This window comes from Pseudomonas fluorescens NCIMB 11764, assembly GCF_000293885.2.
Taxonomy (GTDB): Bacteria; Pseudomonadota; Gammaproteobacteria; order Pseudomonadales; family Pseudomonadaceae; genus Aquipseudomonas; species Aquipseudomonas fluorescens_B.
Genome location: NZ_CP010945.1, coordinates 1,277,759 through 1,293,789 on the forward strand (window position 1 = coordinate 1,277,759; position 16,031 = coordinate 1,293,789).

Sequence of the window (16,031 nt, forward strand, 5' to 3'; positions counted from 1 at the left end):
CGGAGTGAAGTGACTCATTCAAGGAGTCAATGGCGCCACCGGTGATAGAGCCGCACCAGGGAGCCGATCTCCTGGCGGGTCTCTATCGTCGGCCAGCGCTCGAATCATAGTGTTGAACCGGCTCTCTGGATTTCAACACCTTGACGATTTCAGCAACGAAATTAACCACCAACACTCGCTCACCGACCGGCAGGCTCTGAATCAGCTCATTGATGTTCTGGGACTGGCTGTGGGAGTCATGGGCGTTGGTGCGCACCAGATCGCTAAGCGAGCAATCGAGCACTTCCGACATTTGCTGCAGGCGTGTCAGGGTCAGGGAAATCACGCCATTTTCCATGCGGCTGACCGTCTCTTTTTCCACGCCGATAGCTTCGGCAATATGAGCCTGAGTCAGGCCCTTTGCTTTACGGCGGGCTGCGATTGCGGCACCCACGTGATCTGTCACTGTGCGCTCCTTCATGATTTTGACCTCCAGCGTCAATTTTCCGTAGTTATGTGACATTTTGCGCACTTACTACGTTCAAGCGAATGATGTTATACGACGAAGGTATTGATGTATTACGTCATTGTTTGTTTGATTCATATCAAATTGCCCCTATAGGATGTGGTGTAATTTGATGCTGGCTTTTTGGCTGGTGACCGCCCGTACAACTGAGAACTGTCCAAAATGCTGACTCATCTGAAAATCCGAACGGGTATGTTCTGGGTGCTTGCATTGTTCGTCTGTGCATTACTGGTTTCATCGTTGACCAGTTGGCGCAGCGCGCTGAGCAGCGATGAGCAGATCCAAGACCTGCATCAGGTCGGGGTGACCCAGAACAGTCGGGTGCACCTGGCCTACTTGCGTCTATTGCGTTCCCGCGTGGGCATGGCGGGGGCATTCCTTGAAACGCGCACGGGCGATACCGTCAAGGCCCAGGCCAGTCTGCAGCGGGCGACGACCCTGTTTCAGGAAGCCATCGATTACTTCGACACGTTTGCTGCGCAAGAGAAGAGCAGCGGTTCGACCCTTCAGAGCGATGAGTTGCAGCAGGCTTTTGCGGTGTATCGCGATACCCTGGAGGAGCAGATGAAGGCGCTGAGCCAAGGATCGGAAGCGCGTTACATTGAGGTCAATCTCAAGGCGCGGACGGCTAACGACCGGTTTGACATGGCTTTGGTCGGCTTCGAAAAGCAGCTCGATGTGCAAACCGCCGCAATCATGGATCAAGCCCATTCCCGCTACAGCATGGCCCAGGCCCAGGCGGTGATTCTGTTTGTGATCGCCGGGTTGCTGGTGGCCGGTTGCTGGTGGTTTATCGCCAGCCGCGTGCTGCGCCCACTGCGCGAGGCAAGGCAGCATTTCGAGGAAATCGCCTCGGGGGATTTGCGACATCCGATCGATGTGCAGTCGAGCAATGAGATCGGCCAGCTATTTTTGGGGTTGCAGCAGATGCAGATCAGCCAGCGTCAGACCATCGAGCAGATCAGCCATTACGCCCATCAATTGGCCAGTTCTGCCGAGCAATTGAGCCGGGTCACGGTGGAAAGCAATCACGGCCTGAATCAGCAGCACAACGAGCTCGAACAAGCGGTCACCGCCGTCACCGAGATGACGGCGGCAGTCGAAGAAGTCGCGAGAAACGCAGTGTCCACATCAGAGGCCTCCAACGCGACCAATCAATTGGCGGGCCAAAGTCGTCGGCAGGTGCAAACCACGCTCGAGGAGGTGGATGCCATGAGCCGGGAGATCAGCACCAGCTCCGCCTTGGTACAGGATCTGGCCACCCAGACTCGCGACATCGGCAAGGTACTGGAGGTGATTCGCAGTATTTCTGACCAGACCAATTTGCTGGCGCTCAATGCCGCTATTGAAGCTGCGCGAGCCGGTGAAGCGGGGCGCGGGTTTGCAGTAGTCGCAGACGAGGTGCGGACCCTGGCTTATCGCACTCAGGAGTCGACCCGGGAAATCGAACAGATGATTGCCGGAATCCAGAGTGGCACTCACCAGGCCGTCAACGCCATGGACGCCAGTACCTTGAGGGCCAGTAGTTCGTTGCAGGCGACGGAAGCTGCCGGTCAGGCGCTTGAGGCGATCTTTGCCGCAGTGCACGAGATCACCGAACGCAACCTGGTGATCGCCAGCGCCACCGAGGAGCAGGCCAAGGTTGCCCATGAAGTGGATCGCAATCTGTTGAATATTCGTGAATTGTCGACCCATGCAGCTGACGGCGCGCATCAGACGAGTTTGGCCAGCAGCGAATTGTCTCGCCTGGCCTCCGAACTGAGCTCGATGGTGCGGCACTTCAAGACCTGACGCCGGGGAATTCTGGAAGACCGGTTGGCTCGGCAAATCTGACGCAGCATGGAGCCTTGTACGTTAAAGCGTTATCAGTGAGTCATCGGCATGTCGGATGTTCAGGATTTTTCACCCATCTTTACCCAGGCACTCGCGCAATCCATTGATAGCGTTGTGGTCATCGACAGCCAGAATCGTGTCATTTTGTTCAATGATGCCGCAGAGAGCCTATGGGGCAATGACCGCGATCAGGTGCTCGGACAGAACGTCCGCTTGCTGGTGCCGGACATGATCCGGGCTGATCACGACAGTTACATTGACGCCAACAGACGGAGCGGCATCAACAGGATTGTCGGTAGCAGTCGAGACGTATTGATTGAACGGCCGGACGGTGATCACCGCTGGGGAGCCATGTCCATCTCCAGAGTCAACGCTTCAGGGCAGCTGTTCTATGTTGCAGTCGTCAAGGACATAACCCGTCAACACAAGGAGCACGAACGCCTGCAACTGCTGTCGCTGGTGGTCGACACCACGGAAAACGCCATCATCATCACCGACGGTCAATGGAGCATGGTGTACGCCAACGGTGGATTCACCCGGATGTTCGGGTACGACCTCGATCAGGTCCGCGGACGCACGCTCGATAGCGTGATCGCGCCGGATTTTGATCCGCAGACCATTGCCGCCATCAACGGGCAGGTAATGCGTGGCGAGGTCTACCACTCGCAGGCTGTCGGCTACCTGCGCGAGGGGCGCCGGGTTTGGTGCGATGTCACGATTTACCCGGTCTGTGACGAGCACGGTAACCTGGTCAATACCGTCAGCGTGATGATCGACGTCACTCACTCTCGAATGCCGGAGATCCTGCGTCACAAGATGCTTGAGGCGATGGTGCAGGAGGAGTCGATTGAGTCGTTGATGGGCCTGGTATGCAATGAGGTCCAGAGGGTAGCGCCGGAAGTGGTCGCCTCGATTTTGAGCGTCGACGATAGCGGGCGGTTGCGTACCCTGGCGGCTCCCGACCTGCCGGCCAGCTACTGTGCGGCGTTGGATGATGTGGCAATCGGACCGGGCGTCGGCTCTTGTGGCGCAGCTGCGTTCAGCGGCACGGCGGTGATGGTCCGTGACATTGCCAGTCATCCGTTCTGGGTCCGTTTTCGTGAACTGGCGTTGCCCTTGGGCCTCAGGGCCTGTTGGTCGACGCCGATCAAATCCAGCTCGGGCCGGGTGTTGGGTACTTTTGCGTTTTACTATCACGAGCCCCGTGAGCCTTCGTTGCTGCATCAGCAATTGATCAGCGCCAGTATTTACTTGTGTGCATTGGCCCTTGAGCGCGAGGAGTCACGTGCGCATATCCGTCAACTGGCTTTTTATGACGACTTGACCGGTCTGCCCAACCGCAACCTGCTCAACGCCCGCGCGGACCAGGCCATCGCCGAAGCCTCACGCGACGACACGCCGCTCACCGTCCTGTTTATTGACCTGGACCGTTTCAAGCAGGTCAATGACTCGCTGGGGCATCCGGCCGGTGATGAGTTTCTGCGAATGATCGCCCGGCGCCTGGCCAAGTGTCGGCGCAACGTCGACATCGTGAGCAGGTTATCGGGGGATGAGTTTGTCGTGGTGTTGCCCCAGTGCGCACTGGCGCAGGCGCAGGTAGTGATCGAGCATTTGAGATATGAACTGTGCGCGCCCTGCGAGATTGCGGGTGTGACGCTCAAACCTTCGGCAAGCATCGGTGTCAGCCTGTTTCCTGACGATGGCCGTTCCATGGAGACCTTGCTGCATCGCGCCGACATGGCCATGTATCAAGCCAAGACCAGCGGGCGGGGGTGTGTCAGCTTCTTCAGCCAAGGTCTTGATCAGTTGGCGCGCGCACGCTTGAACCTTGAGGCAGCATTGCGTGAAGCCATTGATCAACATCTGTTGCACCTGGTCTATCAGCCGCAAATCAATCTGCAGGGTAATGATCTTTACGGCGTGGAGGCCTTGGCTCGCTGGAGGCATCCACAATTGGGCGATATCTCGCCCGGCTGCTTTATTCCACTCGCCGAGGAGTGCGGCTTGATTGTCGAGCTTGGCCAATGGGCCCTGCGTGAAGCCTGCCGCCAACTGGCCACCTGGCGTCGCGAAGGGCTTGAGGTGCCCGCCATATCCGTCAATCTGTCGCCCACCAATTTCCATAATCGGGGATTGCCCGGGATTCTGACCGGGATCCTCGCCGAGCAGCAACTGACCACTTCCGACCTGACTCTGGAAATTACCGAAAACGTCCTGATGGATAGCAATCCCGACACCCTGACCACGATCAACGAGGTGCACGCCCTGGGGATCCGCCTGGCCATGGATGACTTCGGTACGGGTTATTCGAGCCTCAGCTATCTGCGTCGAATTCCTATCCAGGAACTCAAGCTCGATCGTAGCTTTGTTCATGACCTGGAAGATGACATCACTAGTCAGGCCCTGAGCGAAGCGGTAATCCGTATTGGTGAGAGCCTGAAATTACGCGTGGTGGCCGAAGGTATTGAAACGCTGGGCCAGCAACGCATCCTGCAGGCGCAGGGCTATCACGTCGGCCAGGGCTATCTTATTTCAAGGCCGCTCTCGGCATCGGGGTTGAGGTTTTGGCTTGAGGATCGCTCGTATCGCGAATAAGGGTGGCCTTCGGCGCGCTCATTCAAGCTGCTAGCATTGCGTCTGAATCAATCCAGATCAGCCACGAGTGTTCAGCATGCAACTCCCGGACATGAATCTTCTGGTCGCCCTCGATGCTTTGCTCGACGAAGGCAGCGTGGTGGGTGCCGCGCGGCGGATGAACCTCAGCCCGGCGGCCATGAGCCGCACGCTCACACGCATTCGCGAAGCCATCGGCGATCCGATTCTGGTGCGCGCCGGTCGTGGCCTGGTGCCGACGCCCAAGGCGCTGGCGTTGCGTGAGCAGGTGCGGGATCTGGTTGAGCAGGCCGCGCTGCTGTTCCGATCTGCCGACGACGTGGAGCTGGGCAGCTTGCGTCGACGCTTCAGCATTCGCGCCAACGATTTCTTTGTAGGCGTGTATGGCGGCAAGCTCTTCGACACGATGGAGCGCCAGGCGCCGCATTGCGAACTGCGCTTTGTCCCGGAGGGCGATGGGGATGACGAAGCGTTGCGTGAGGGACGCATCGATTTGAGCGTCAGCAACAACCGGCCGCTAATGCCGGAAGTGAAGGTGCAGACCCTGTTCTCCACGCACTTTGTCGGCCTGGTGCGCGACGATCACCCGTTGTTTGATGAAGAGATCACCGCCGAACGTTATGCCGGGTTTTCTCACATCAGCATGTCTCGTCGCGGCATCGCTCGCGGGCCGATTGATACGGCGCTTAACGCATTGGGCCTGGAGCGACGGGTGGCGGTGATTGCGCCGAGTTTCCATGCCGCGATGTTTGCGTTGCCTGATTCGGATCTGATTCTGCCGGTGCCCAAGGAAGCGCTGCTGAGCGTGCGACGCCTGGGGCTGAAATTGCGTTCGTTTACCCTGCCGATCCCGTTGCCGACCCTCATGCTGACCCAGGCCTGGCACCCGCGCTTCGACAAAGACCCGGCGCATCGCTGGATGCGTGAAACGCTCAAGTCCTGTTGCGACGAGACGTGGCTGGCCGCGCAACCTTGAAGATCGAAAGATCGCAGCCTTCGATCTGACAGTTGCGTGGAGCGCACTTATAACCTGCCAATAAGTTGATTTTCGTCAGCTTCCACGCTTCCTAAAATGCTTCGGTATTCAAATCCCGGAGCTTGCAGTCCATGACTTCCCTGACGGCCCCGGCACCTCTCGCCGCGGCCAGCCACTCCGCCATGACGCCACCGGTCTTCGGCCCGCGGATCATCATCGGTCTGGTGGGCGTGTTGCTGGCGGTGCTGGTGTCGGGCCTCAACGAAATGGTGACCAAGGTCGCCCTCGCCGACATCCGCGGCGCATTGGCCATCGGTTATGACGAAGGTACCTGGCTGGTGGCCAGTTACACCGCGACCTCGGTGGCGGCGATGGCATTTGCACCGTGGTGTGCGGTGACGTTCTCGTTGCGGCGCTTCACCCTCTGTGCGATCAGCGTGTTCACCTTGTTGGGCGTGCTGTGCCCCTTCGCTCCTAACTACGAAAGCCTGCTGGTGATGCGCACTGTGCAAGGCCTGGCAGGCGGTGCATTGCCGCCGATGCTGATGACCGTCGCCCTGCGCTTCTTGCCGGCCAACGTGAAGCTCTACGGCCTGGCCGGTTATGCCCTGACGGCGACGTTCGGCCCCGGGCTCGGCACACCGCTGGCCGGGTTGTGGACCGAGTATGTCGGCTGGCAATGGACCTTCTGGCAAATCATCGCGCCGTGCCTGATCGCCATGGCCGCAGTGGCCTACGGCTTGCCTCAGGATCCGTTGCGCCTGGAACGTTTCAAGCAATTCAACTGGCGCGGGTTGTTATTGGGTTTTCCGGCGATCGGCATGCTGGTCATCGGCATCCTGCAGGGCAACCGGCTGGACTGGTTCGAGTCGAGCCTGATCTGCGGCTTGCTCGGGGGCGGGCTGCTATTGCTGGTGCTGTTCCTGATCAACGAATGGTCGCAGCCGATCCCGTTTTTCAAGATGCAGATGCTCGGCATCCGCAACCTGTCGTTCGCCTTGCTGACCCTGGCCGGCGTGCTGGTGATCTTGCTGGCGGTGATCATCATTCCGTCCAGTTACCTCGCGCAGGTTCAGGGTTATCGCCCGGTGCAGACTGCGCCGATCATGTTGCTGGCGGCCCTGCCACAGTTGCTTGCGCTGCCGTTGGTGGCGGCGCTGTGCAACCTGCGCTGGGTCGATTGCCGCTGGGTACTGGGAATCGGCCTGAGCATGCTGGCGCTGTCGTGCATGGGGGGGGCGCAGCTGACGTCGGTGTGGATTCGCGACGATTTCTACGTCCTGCAACTGCTGCAGATCTTCGGGCAGCCCATGGCGGTGTTGCCATTGTTGATGCTCTCGACCGGCAGCATCAGCCCGATGGAAGGGCCGTTCGCGTCGGCCTGGTTCAACACCGTGAAAGGCCTGTCGGCGGTGATCGCCACGGGAATGATCGACGCGCTGACCACGTCGCGGCTGCACTTTCATTCGACCATGTTGGTGGACCGCCTGGGCAACTCGCCGCTGGCCGACAGCGACAGCGTGGGCCTTGCCCATCGGTTGCATGAACAGGCGGTGGTGCTGACGGCATCGGATCTTTATCTGTGCATGAGCGGCGTCGCCCTGGCGCTGATCCTGCTGATTTTCTGGCTGCCGACGCGGATCTATCCGCCGCGTGCGCCGACTTGAATGCTCCACTGAAACAGAAGGTTTTTATGACGACTCAAGCAACGAAAAAAGTGGCCGTGGGCGTCGCCACCCTGATGGCGGTCGGCGTGCTGGTTTATTTGCTGGCGCCGGGAGTGTTTGGCAAGCGCACGCAACAGAACACCAATGACGCGTTTGTCTCCGCGGACTTCACCCTGGTGGTGCCCCGCGTCGCCGGGTTCATCAAGGAAGTGCTGGTGGAAGACAATCAGCAGGTCAAGGCCGGGCAATTGCTGGCGCTGATCGATGACCGGGATTTACGCGCTGCCGCTCAGGCTGCCGACGCCGAAACGCTGGTGGCGCGGGCGCAACTGCAAAACGCTCGCGCAACCCTTGAGCGCCAGACATCGGTGATCGCCCAGGCGCAAGCCACGGTGGTGTCGGCCAAGGCGGAAATGGCGTTCGCTGAACATGAATTGAACCGCTACAACCACCTCGCCGGCGTTGGCGCGGGTACGGTGCAGAACGCTCAGCAAGCCCGCACGCGTATCGATCAGGCCCGCGCCCGGTTGGCCAATGCGACGGCGGTGTTGGCGGCGGAACGCAAGCAGGTGGACATCCTCACCGCCCAGCGCGATGCGGCCGACGGTGGGTTGAAACGTGCGCAAGCGGCGCTGGAAATGGCCAGCTACGAGCTGTCCTATACGCGTATCGTCGCGCCGCAGGACGGTATGGTCGGCGAGCGCGCCGTGCGGGTCGGGGCTTACGTGACACCGGGGAGCAAGTTGCTGGCGGTGGTGCCGCTGACGCAGGCGTATGTGGTCGCCAATTTTCAGGAGACCCAACTGACCGACGTGCAACCGGGGCAAGCCGTGCAGGTGCGCGTCGACAGCCTTGGCGGTGAAGCGTTGCGCGGTCGCGTCGAGAGCATTGCCCCGGCGACTGGCGTGACTTTCGCTTCGATCAAGCCGGACAACGCGACCGGTAACTTCACTAAGGTTGTGCAGCGGATTCCGGTGAAAATCGTTCTGGATCCGGGGCAAGTGCTGGCCGAACGGCTGCGTGTGGGGATGTCAGTGGAGGCGAGTATTGATACCGCTGACACCGGTGAGCATGAGGTTGCACAGCGATGAACTTCGTCAATCGCACCCCTTTGTGGCGAGGGAGCTTGCTCCCGCTCGAGTGCGCAGCACTCGCCAATTTTGAGTCCGCTTCGCGGCCCAGCGGGAGCAAGCTCCCTCGCCACAAGGTCGGTGTTTGTTCAGTAGCGTTGGTGCTGAGCCTCCTGACCCTGAGTGCCTGCACTGTCGGCCCGGACTTTCAGAAACCGCAGGCACCCCAAATCAGCGAATGGTCCAAACCACAAAAAGCCGCCGCCAGCCAAGCCGTCGCCGACACCATGGACGAACGCTGGTGGGAAGTCTTCCACGACCCGAAACTCTCGGCCCTGACCCAGCGTGCCCTGACGGATAACCTTGACCTGAAACTCGCCAGCAGCCGCCTGCAGCAAAGTCGCGCCGCGCGCCAGGTGGTCACCGCGGATCGCTACCCCAACACCGCCGCCACGGGCAGCTACGGGCGTAAGCGCAACAGCGGCGAAGGTCTGAGCGATCCGTCGGGGAACAATGGCCATTCGGCGTTCAATCTGTGGGATGCCGGCTTTTCGGCGTCCTGGGAACTGGATTTCTGGGGCCGGGTGCGCCGCGAAACCGAAGCGGCGGATGCCACGCTGGACGTCGCGGAAAACGACCGGCGCGGCGTGTTGCTGTCGGTCCTTGCCGAGACTGCCCAGGACTACATTCAGCTACGCGGCGTGCAAAGTACGCGTGCCGTCACGGAAGAGAACCTCGACGTCGCCCGCCACAGCCTGAAGCTGTCGCAGCTGCGCCTGGCCGACGGTGTCGCCACCGACCTCGATGTCGCCGAAGCCGCCGCACAAGTCGCGGCCATCGAATCGCGCCTGCCGGCGCTGGAGCAGCGTCAGTCGCAATTGATCAATGCCCTGAGCCTGTTGATGGGCGAACCGCCCCAGGCGCTGCATGCCGAGTTATCCACAGACGCGCCCGTGCCACAGACCCCGCGCCAGGTCGCCATCGGCCTGCCGTCGCAACTGGCCGAACGTCGCCCGGACATTCGCCAGGCCGAAGCTCGCCTGCATGCCGCCACGGCGAACATTGGGGTGGCCAAGGGGGATTTCTATCCGCGTATCACCCTGTCGGGCAACGTCGGCTCCCAAGCGATGCAATTGAGTGATTTCGGCTCCTGGGGCTCGCGCGCGTTTGGCATAGGCCCGCAATTCAGTCTGCCGCTGTTCGATGGCGGTCGCCTGCGCGGCGTGCTGAACTTGCGCGAAGCCCAGCAACAGGAAGCCGCCATCGCCTACCAGCAAACCGTGCTGCGGGCCTGGCATGAAATCGACGACCAACTGACTGCCTACAACGCCAGCCAACTGCGCCGCGACAGCCTCGCCGAAGCCGTACGCCAAAACCGGATCGCCCTGCGCACCGCGCAACAACAGTACGTGGAAGGGGTGGTGGATTTCGTCAACGTCCTCACCGTGCAAGGCGAATTGCTGGCGACCCAGCAGCAATGGGTCGAGAGTTCGACCGGCGTGTCGCTGGCGATGGTCGGGTTGTACAAGGCGTTGGGTGGAGGGTGGGAGTCGGTGTATCCGGTGGGGGAGATGGCGCAACGCAGGTAAAAACTCCCCTCGCCTTGACGCTCACCCACGCTGTCATAGACTCCGCTCATCCGTCAGGGAGTTACGGTTATGCGACGAGTTCGTGTGTGGGTTATGGGATTGACCTTTTTTACGTGTACCGCTCAGGCGCAAACGCCCGTGCCAGACGATCTGTTATTGGACAACGGCGCAGTTGGCAGTAGCAGTTCGGCTGCCAGCACTGAGGCCCGTGGTGTATTGCGGGCACGGGATCAGGCGATGCTCGCCAGTGAGTTGTCCGGGCGGATTGTCGAGTTGCCGTTCAGTGAGGGTGAGTCCTTCAAGAAGGGCGATACGCTGGCGCGTTTTGATTGTTCGGCCTATCAGGCGCAGCTCAATGCGGCGCAGGCGGCCAGCCGGGGAGCCAGTGAGGAGCTGGCTCACAACAAACAGCTGGCGGCGTTGAATTCGGTCGGGCGTTTCGAAGTGGCGCGGGCCGAGGCCCGGCTCAGCGAGACGCAGGCGCAATCCCAGGTGTATCAGGTTCAGGTCAAACGCTGCAGCGTGGTGGCGCCCTTTGACGGGCAGGTCGTCGAGCGAAAGGTCCAGCGTTATGAAAGCGTCGCCGCCGGTGCGCCGTTGCTGGATGTGGTCGACAACCGCACGCTGGAAATCCATTTGCTGGTGCCGTCGCGCTGGATGGGCAAGCTCAAGCCCGGCCAGACGTTCAGTTTTGTCCCCGACGAAACCGGTAAGCCGCTGGATGCTACGGTCAAACGGCTGGGCGCGCGAATTGACGAAGGCAGCCAGACCTTGCTGTTGGTCGCGACGCTACCCACGGCCTCAGGTCTGTTGGCCGGCATGAGCGGTACGGCGCGTTTCGCGGAGCTCAAGTGAACGCTCCGGTCACTGGCGGTGCAGAGCAGGTATTTGCTCGCTTTCTTGACCTTGAACGCCAGACCCGCGCCGCGCGCAATCCGTCGCAACTGGCCTACAGCCTGGTCAATGACGCTCAGGCGCTGTTCGGTTTTCGCCATGCCGCGTTATTGATTGCCGGCAAGGTGCAGGCGGTGACGGGCGTCAGCGCCGTGGACCCGAATGCGCCGTTCGTGGCGTTCGTCGAGCAGGCGGTGGCGCAGTTGTTCAAGGGCGATGTGCTGAAAAAGGCGCGGGTGATTTCGCCCGATCTGCTCAACGAGTCTATCCAGGCGGACTGGCAAAGCCTGTCTCCCGCTCAGGTGTTCTGGCTGCCGTTGATCGATCATCAAGGTGACGTGTTCGGCGGCCTGTGGCTGGCCCGGGATTTGCCGTGGAACCCACCGGAGCAAGTGCTGCTGTCGCAACTCGGCGACACGTACAGCCATGCCTGGCTGGCGCTGCAGCCACGCAAACCCTGGCGATTGCGCTGGACCCGAAAGCGTCAGGTGGCTCTGCTTGCATTGCTGTTGCTCGGGCTGGCGATCCCGGTGCGCCAATCGGTGCTGGCGCCGGCGGAAGTGGTGCCATTGGGTGGCCGGGTCGTCGCGGCGCCGCTGGACGGGGTGATCGCCGAGTTCCTGGTCAAGCCCAACCAGACGGTGAAAACCGGCGACCTGCTGCTGCGCTTTGAGAGCACCACGCTCAAGGCTCAGGCCGATGTGGCCGAACGCGCCCTGGGCGTTACCGAAGCTGAATTGAAGGCCAATTCCCAGCGCTCGTTTGCCGATGCCGAGTCCAGTTCGAAGATTGACCTGCTGGCCGCGCGCGTCGAGCAAAAACGCGCCGAACGGGACTATGCCCGTGAGCTGCTCAAACGCAGCGAAGTGCGTGCCGAGCGCGACGGCATCGCCGTGTTCGCCGACGCCGAGCGCTGGACCGGTAAACCGGTGCAGACCGGCGAGCGGCTGATGGAAATCGCTGACCCGACCCAGGCCGAACTGCGCATCGAACTGGCCGTTGGCGATGCGATCTCTCTGGAGCCCGGCGCGCAAGTCGCGCTGTTCCTCGACAGCGATCCGTTGCAGCGACATCTGGCGCGGCTCGAGCGCGCGGCGTACGAAGCGCAACCCACGGCCGGCGGGCAGTTGGCATATCGACTCGATGCCAGTTTCGATCAGGCGCCACCGCGTATAGGCCTGCGCGGCACGGCGAAAGTCTTCGGTGATCGTGCGCCGCTGGCGCTCTATCTGCTGCGCAAACCCCTGGCCGGTTTGCGCCAGAGTGTGGGGCTGTAGATGAGCCTGCCAAGCCTGCGTGCGGACTTGCAGCTGACCCCCGCTTCACCGGCGCTGGACGGCTCGCCGCGCTGGACCCTGGCCGACCCGGTACGCGGTCGCTATTTCAAACTGGGCGTGGCGGCGATGCGCTTGCTGCGACATTGGTCCCTGGGCGATCCCGAGCAGGTTCTGCACGCCGCCAATCGCGAGCCGGGCTTGCCTTTGGGCGGCAGCGATCTGGAGCAACTGCTGGGTTTTCTGCGCAGCCATGATCTGATCAGTGCCCTCGACCCGCAGCAGCGTGACAGCTACAGCCTGAAGGCCGCCGCCCAGCGTCAGACGCTGTGGCAGATTCTGTTGCATCAGTACCTGTTTTTCCGGATACCCCTTTGGCGCCCGGATGCGTTTCTCAATCGTGCCTGGCCCTGGCTGGCGCGCTTCGGCCCGCGAGTGCTGCGCTTCGGACTGCCGGCAACGCTGGGCCTCGGGGTGTTTCTGGTGTCTCGGGACTGGCAGCGATTTATCGCGACCTTCCCGCATTTGTTCAGCCTTGGTGGTGCGCTGGCCTTTGGCGTGGCGTTGTTTTTTGCCAAGCTGTGCCACGAATTCGGCCACGCATTCATGGCCAAGCGTGCGGGGTGTCGGGTGCAGAGCATGGGCGTGGCCTTCATGGTGATGCTGCCGATGTTCTACACCGACGTCAGCGATGCGTGGCGGGTCAATGATCGGCGTGCCCGATTGCTGATCGGCGCCGGTGGCGTGCTGGCCGAGCTGCTGCTGGCGAGCATCGCCCTGCTGGCCTGGTCGCTGTTGCCCGACGGGCCGGCGCGCACGGCGGCGTTCATGCTCGCCAGCGCGACCTGGATGACCACGCTGGTGATCAACCTCAACCCGTTCATGCGTTTTGACGGTTACTTTTTGCTCAGTGATTTCTGGGAGGTGGACAACCTGCAGGGGCGTGCCTTTGCCCTGTGTCGCTGGCACCTGCGTGAAACCCTGTTCGGCTATGGCGAACCGGCTCCGGAGCCGTTGTCGCCGAGCCTGCAACGACGTCTGTTGGTGTGGGGCTACGGCTCGTGGCTGTGGCGCGCCGTGCTGTTTTTCGGGATTGCGCTGGCGGTGTATCACTTGTTCTTCAAGCTGCTGGGCATTTTCCTGATGCTGGTCGAGCTGGTGTGGTTCATCTTTCTGCCGATCGTGCGCGAGTGGCGGGAGTGGTGGAGCCGGCGCGATCAAGCCTATGCGCCGCGGGTGTTGTTGAGTGCGTTGGGGCTGCTCGCCTTCGTGCTGTTTCTGGCATTGCCCTGGCGCAGTGCGGTGGAGTTGCCTTCGATGCTCGAGGCAGGGCGGGTCAGTGCGTTGCATGCGCCGGTGGCGGCGCGGGTCAAAGTGGTGAATGTGCACGATGGGCAAAAGGTCGCTCAGGGTGATGTGCTCATCGAACTGGAATCGCCGGACCTGGACTCGCGCCAGGCCATCGTGCGCCGTGAAATCCAGATCCAGCAATTGCAGATGCGCCGGCAGGCGAGTCGTAGCGAGACCGCGGCGGACGCGGGTATTGTCGAGCAGCGCCTGGCTGAAGCGGTGGCCGAATACCGTGGGTTGGCGGCCCAGCGCGAACGTTTGCTGTTGCGCGCGCCCCATGCCGGTAGCGTGCGTGATCTGTTGCCGCAATTGGCCGTCGGCCGCTGGCTGGCGACCAAGGAACCGCTGGCGCGGGTGGTGGAGGAAGGCGTGCGGTTGCGTGGCTATCTGGCCGAGGCCGAGTTGTGGCGTGTTGCGCCGGGTGCTCGCGGGCGGTTCATCGCCGATGACCCGATGCACTCGGCGATCGCTGTGCAACTCATTGAAGTCGACACCAACGGTGCGGCCTATGTCGATCAGGAAGCGCTGACGTCCGACCACCACGGGCCGATTGCCGTGCGCCGGGATCCGCAGCAACGGGCCGAGCCGGTGCAAGGGCAATATGGTGCGCGTATGAGCAGTCTCGATGAGGCGCCAACACCTGTGCAACCGTTGCGCGGCGTGGTGGTGTTGCAAGGGCGCGGCGAATCGGTGCTGGGTGTTGCATGGCGGCGCATGGCCGCGCTGGGTGTCAGGGAAAGCGGTTTCTAGGGAGAGCAGCGATGGCGAATACGGACTCCGTGGCGGTCGAGGGTTTGGTGGTGCGACCGTCGCGCACCAACGATGGGCCTTTTCTACACAGCCTCTATCAGTCGGCACGAGCGGATCTGCAATGGATCGACGGCGAGCGAGAGGTCGTCGAACACGTGGTGTCCCAACAATTCCAGGTACAGGAACAAGGGCTGGAGGAGCACTTTCCCAATGCCATGCACTACGTGATCGAAAAGCTCGGCACGGCCATCGGCGCGTTGACCACCGACTTTGGCCCCAATGAAATTCGCGTGCTGTACCTGGCGTTTCTCCCGCTGGCTCGCGGGCAGGGTTACGGTCGTGCAGTGCTGCAAGGCGTGCAAAAAGCCGCGCAGCAGATTCGCTGCCCGGTGGCCACGGTGGTCTGGGCCAACAATGCCCATGCGCGCCAGCATTACCTGGCGCTGGGGTTTCAGGTTGTTGAGCGTAATCCGGCGGCGGAGCGGTTGGTGTGGTATCCCGTCTAGGCCTGTCGGCCTTTTCAGTTGAATGCGATGCAGAAGTAACCCAAGCCCGGATCGCGGCCCATGGCGGGGACCCGGGAGACAAAAATATCCTCCACTTGGCCCAGTGCCGGTAACTCCAGCGCGCACAATCCATCGACGAACTCCGTGGCTTGCAGGCTGTTGAGCTCGACTCGGAACGGCATGCGCTCGCTGTTTGGCATCCGCGATCGAGGCGTTTCCACCAGGCTTTCGATATGGATCGGCAGCTCACTGCCATCTGGCAGCCGCAGCGTGCGAGTCTTGCCCAGCAGCGTCTGGAAATGTTGGTGTTGAACCTGTTGCAGCATGGCGTCACTCCCAAAAATGAAAGTGACCGGGGGGTGAATCCCCCCGGCCGAACCTCAACCGCGCGAAGGGAAAAGCCCCTCGAGGGCAATGCTGAAGTTGAGCACCAGGAACGGGTTCATCGTGTCCATGGGCAGGCCGTTGCCTGCCGACGAGATTTCCCCGGTGACCGTCGTGGCTACACCCTTGAGGGGTACGGCTGCAGCACCTTGCTGATCGGAGTAGATGCTCGCCGAGCCCGGTCCGCCACCCGAAGCGCCGATGTACGAGTTGGTCGCGGTGGGAGTGGTGACCGGGTTGCTCGCCGGGCTGGCCAGTTGCAGGGTGGTGGTGGCCGTCAGCCCGGAGAGGGCGTGGGTGTGATTGGGCAGGTTGGTGATGGTCGCGGTGACGTTCTCGGTCCCGGAGAATTCGCCGATGACCCGTGGGGTCAGGTTCAGCCCGTTACCCATGCAAACAGGCATTCGGCCTTGCAGGTTGGGCAGCATGAAATTGGTCGAGCCATTGCCGCCGAAGTTGACCCCCAGCAGCGCGAACAGTGCGTTGTATTGCTGGACGGAAAGCGTCTGGCCATTACACAAGGCCCAGCCGCTGGGCGCGTAGTTAAAGGCGAAAGGCTGAATTGTGCCGATGAATACTTCCATAGTTCCTCATCCCTCAGGTTAGTTGTCTGGCGCGCT

At 61.5% G+C, this 16,031-nt stretch carries 13 protein-coding genes; 10 read left to right on the top strand and 3 right to left on the bottom strand.

Annotation, left to right across the window (positions count from 1 at the left end):
• Positions 1-82: 82 nt before the first annotated feature.
• Entirely contained in the window at positions 83-445 is a 363-nt protein-coding gene (locus B723_RS05895; protein WP_238588308.1) for a helix-turn-helix domain-containing protein, read from the bottom strand.
• Between the two features lie 222 nt (positions 446-667).
• Between B723_RS05895 and B723_RS05900 the strand changes: the two genes are divergently transcribed.
• From B723_RS05900 to B723_RS05945, 10 genes are all read left to right on the top strand, one after another.
• Complete coding sequence (locus B723_RS05900; RefSeq protein WP_017335825.1) at positions 668-2,296, top strand: methyl-accepting chemotaxis protein; 1,629 nt, start codon at positions 668-670, stop codon at positions 2,294-2,296.
• Positions 2,297-2,386: 90 nt separating this feature from the next.
• The gene (locus B723_RS05905) at positions 2,387-4,933 is read left to right on the top strand and encodes an EAL domain-containing protein (protein WP_017335826.1); all 2,547 of its coding nucleotides are present in this window, start codon (positions 2,387-2,389) and stop codon (positions 4,931-4,933) included.
• 76 nt (positions 4,934-5,009) lie between these two features.
• A complete protein-coding gene (locus B723_RS05910) occupies positions 5,010-5,927 on the top strand; it encodes a LysR family transcriptional regulator (RefSeq protein ID WP_017335827.1) in 918 nt (305 codons plus the stop codon).
• 131 nt (positions 5,928-6,058) lie between these two features.
• Complete coding sequence (locus tag B723_RS05915) at positions 6,059-7,594, top strand: MFS transporter (protein ID WP_017335828.1); 1,536 nt, start codon at positions 6,059-6,061, stop codon at positions 7,592-7,594.
• Between the two features lie 26 nt (positions 7,595-7,620).
• Positions 7,621-8,685, top strand: a complete 1,065-nt coding sequence (locus tag B723_RS05920; protein WP_017335829.1) for an HlyD family secretion protein — start codon at positions 7,621-7,623, stop codon at positions 8,683-8,685.
• A complete protein-coding gene (locus B723_RS05925; protein WP_052909680.1) occupies positions 8,682-10,253 on the top strand; it encodes an efflux transporter outer membrane subunit in 1,572 nt (523 codons plus the stop codon). Before B723_RS05920 ends, B723_RS05925 begins: the two co-directional genes overlap by 4 nt.
• Before the next feature lie 69 nt (positions 10,254-10,322).
• Positions 10,323-11,108, top strand: coding sequence for an efflux RND transporter periplasmic adaptor subunit (locus B723_RS05930; protein WP_031318206.1), 786 nt, complete (start codon positions 10,323-10,325; stop codon positions 11,106-11,108).
• A complete protein-coding gene (locus tag B723_RS05935; RefSeq protein ID WP_017335832.1) occupies positions 11,105-12,424 on the top strand; it encodes an efflux RND transporter periplasmic adaptor subunit in 1,320 nt (439 codons plus the stop codon). Before B723_RS05930 ends, B723_RS05935 begins: the two co-directional genes overlap by 4 nt.
• Positions 12,425-14,521 carry a biotin/lipoyl-binding protein gene (locus tag B723_RS05940; RefSeq protein ID WP_017335833.1) on the top strand — a complete coding sequence of 699 codons (2,097 nt, stop codon included), beginning with the start codon at positions 12,425-12,427 and terminating at the stop codon, positions 14,519-14,521. It begins immediately after the preceding gene.
• Positions 14,522-14,532: 11 nt separating this feature from the next.
• Entirely contained in the window at positions 14,533-15,027 is a 495-nt protein-coding gene (locus tag B723_RS05945) for a GNAT family N-acetyltransferase (RefSeq protein ID WP_017335834.1), read from the top strand.
• A 14-nt stretch (positions 15,028-15,041) separates the two neighbouring features.
• Here the strand turns inward: B723_RS05945 and B723_RS05950 are convergent, their stop codons facing one another.
• Positions 15,042-15,353, bottom strand: coding sequence for a DUF6916 family protein (locus tag B723_RS05950; protein WP_017335835.1), 312 nt, complete (start codon positions 15,351-15,353; stop codon positions 15,042-15,044).
• Between the two features lie 54 nt (positions 15,354-15,407).
• Complete coding sequence (locus B723_RS05955) at positions 15,408-15,995, bottom strand: phage tail protein (RefSeq protein WP_017335836.1); 588 nt, start codon at positions 15,993-15,995, stop codon at positions 15,408-15,410.
• Positions 15,996-16,031: the final 36 nt, after the last annotated feature.

Excerpts from the sequence above, each read along its gene's own strand:
- B723_RS05900 (WP_017335825.1), top strand. The coding sequence starts at position 668 with ATGCTGACTCATCTGAAAATCCGAACGGGTATGTTCTGGGTGCTTGCA.
- B723_RS05905 (WP_017335826.1), top strand. The coding sequence starts at position 2,387 with ATGTCGGATGTTCAGGATTTTTCACCCATCTTTACCCAGGCACTCGCG.
- B723_RS05910 (WP_017335827.1), top strand. The coding sequence starts at position 5,010 with ATGCAACTCCCGGACATGAATCTTCTGGTCGCCCTCGATGCTTTGCTC.
- B723_RS05915 (WP_017335828.1), top strand. The coding sequence starts at position 6,059 with ATGACTTCCCTGACGGCCCCGGCACCTCTCGCCGCGGCCAGCCACTCC.
- B723_RS05920 (WP_017335829.1), top strand. The coding sequence starts at position 7,621 with ATGACGACTCAAGCAACGAAAAAAGTGGCCGTGGGCGTCGCCACCCTG.
- B723_RS05925 (WP_052909680.1), top strand. The coding sequence starts at position 8,682 with ATGAACTTCGTCAATCGCACCCCTTTGTGGCGAGGGAGCTTGCTCCCG.
- B723_RS05930 (WP_031318206.1), top strand. The coding sequence starts at position 10,323 with ATGCGACGAGTTCGTGTGTGGGTTATGGGATTGACCTTTTTTACGTGT.
- B723_RS05940 (WP_017335833.1), top strand. The coding sequence starts at position 12,425 with ATGAGCCTGCCAAGCCTGCGTGCGGACTTGCAGCTGACCCCCGCTTCA.
- B723_RS05945 (WP_017335834.1), top strand. The coding sequence starts at position 14,533 with ATGGCGAATACGGACTCCGTGGCGGTCGAGGGTTTGGTGGTGCGACCG.
- B723_RS05950 (WP_017335835.1), bottom strand. The coding sequence starts at position 15,353 with ATGCTGCAACAGGTTCAACACCAACATTTCCAGACGCTGCTGGGCAAG.
- B723_RS05955 (WP_017335836.1), bottom strand. The coding sequence starts at position 15,995 with ATGGAAGTATTCATCGGCACAATTCAGCCTTTCGCCTTTAACTACGCG.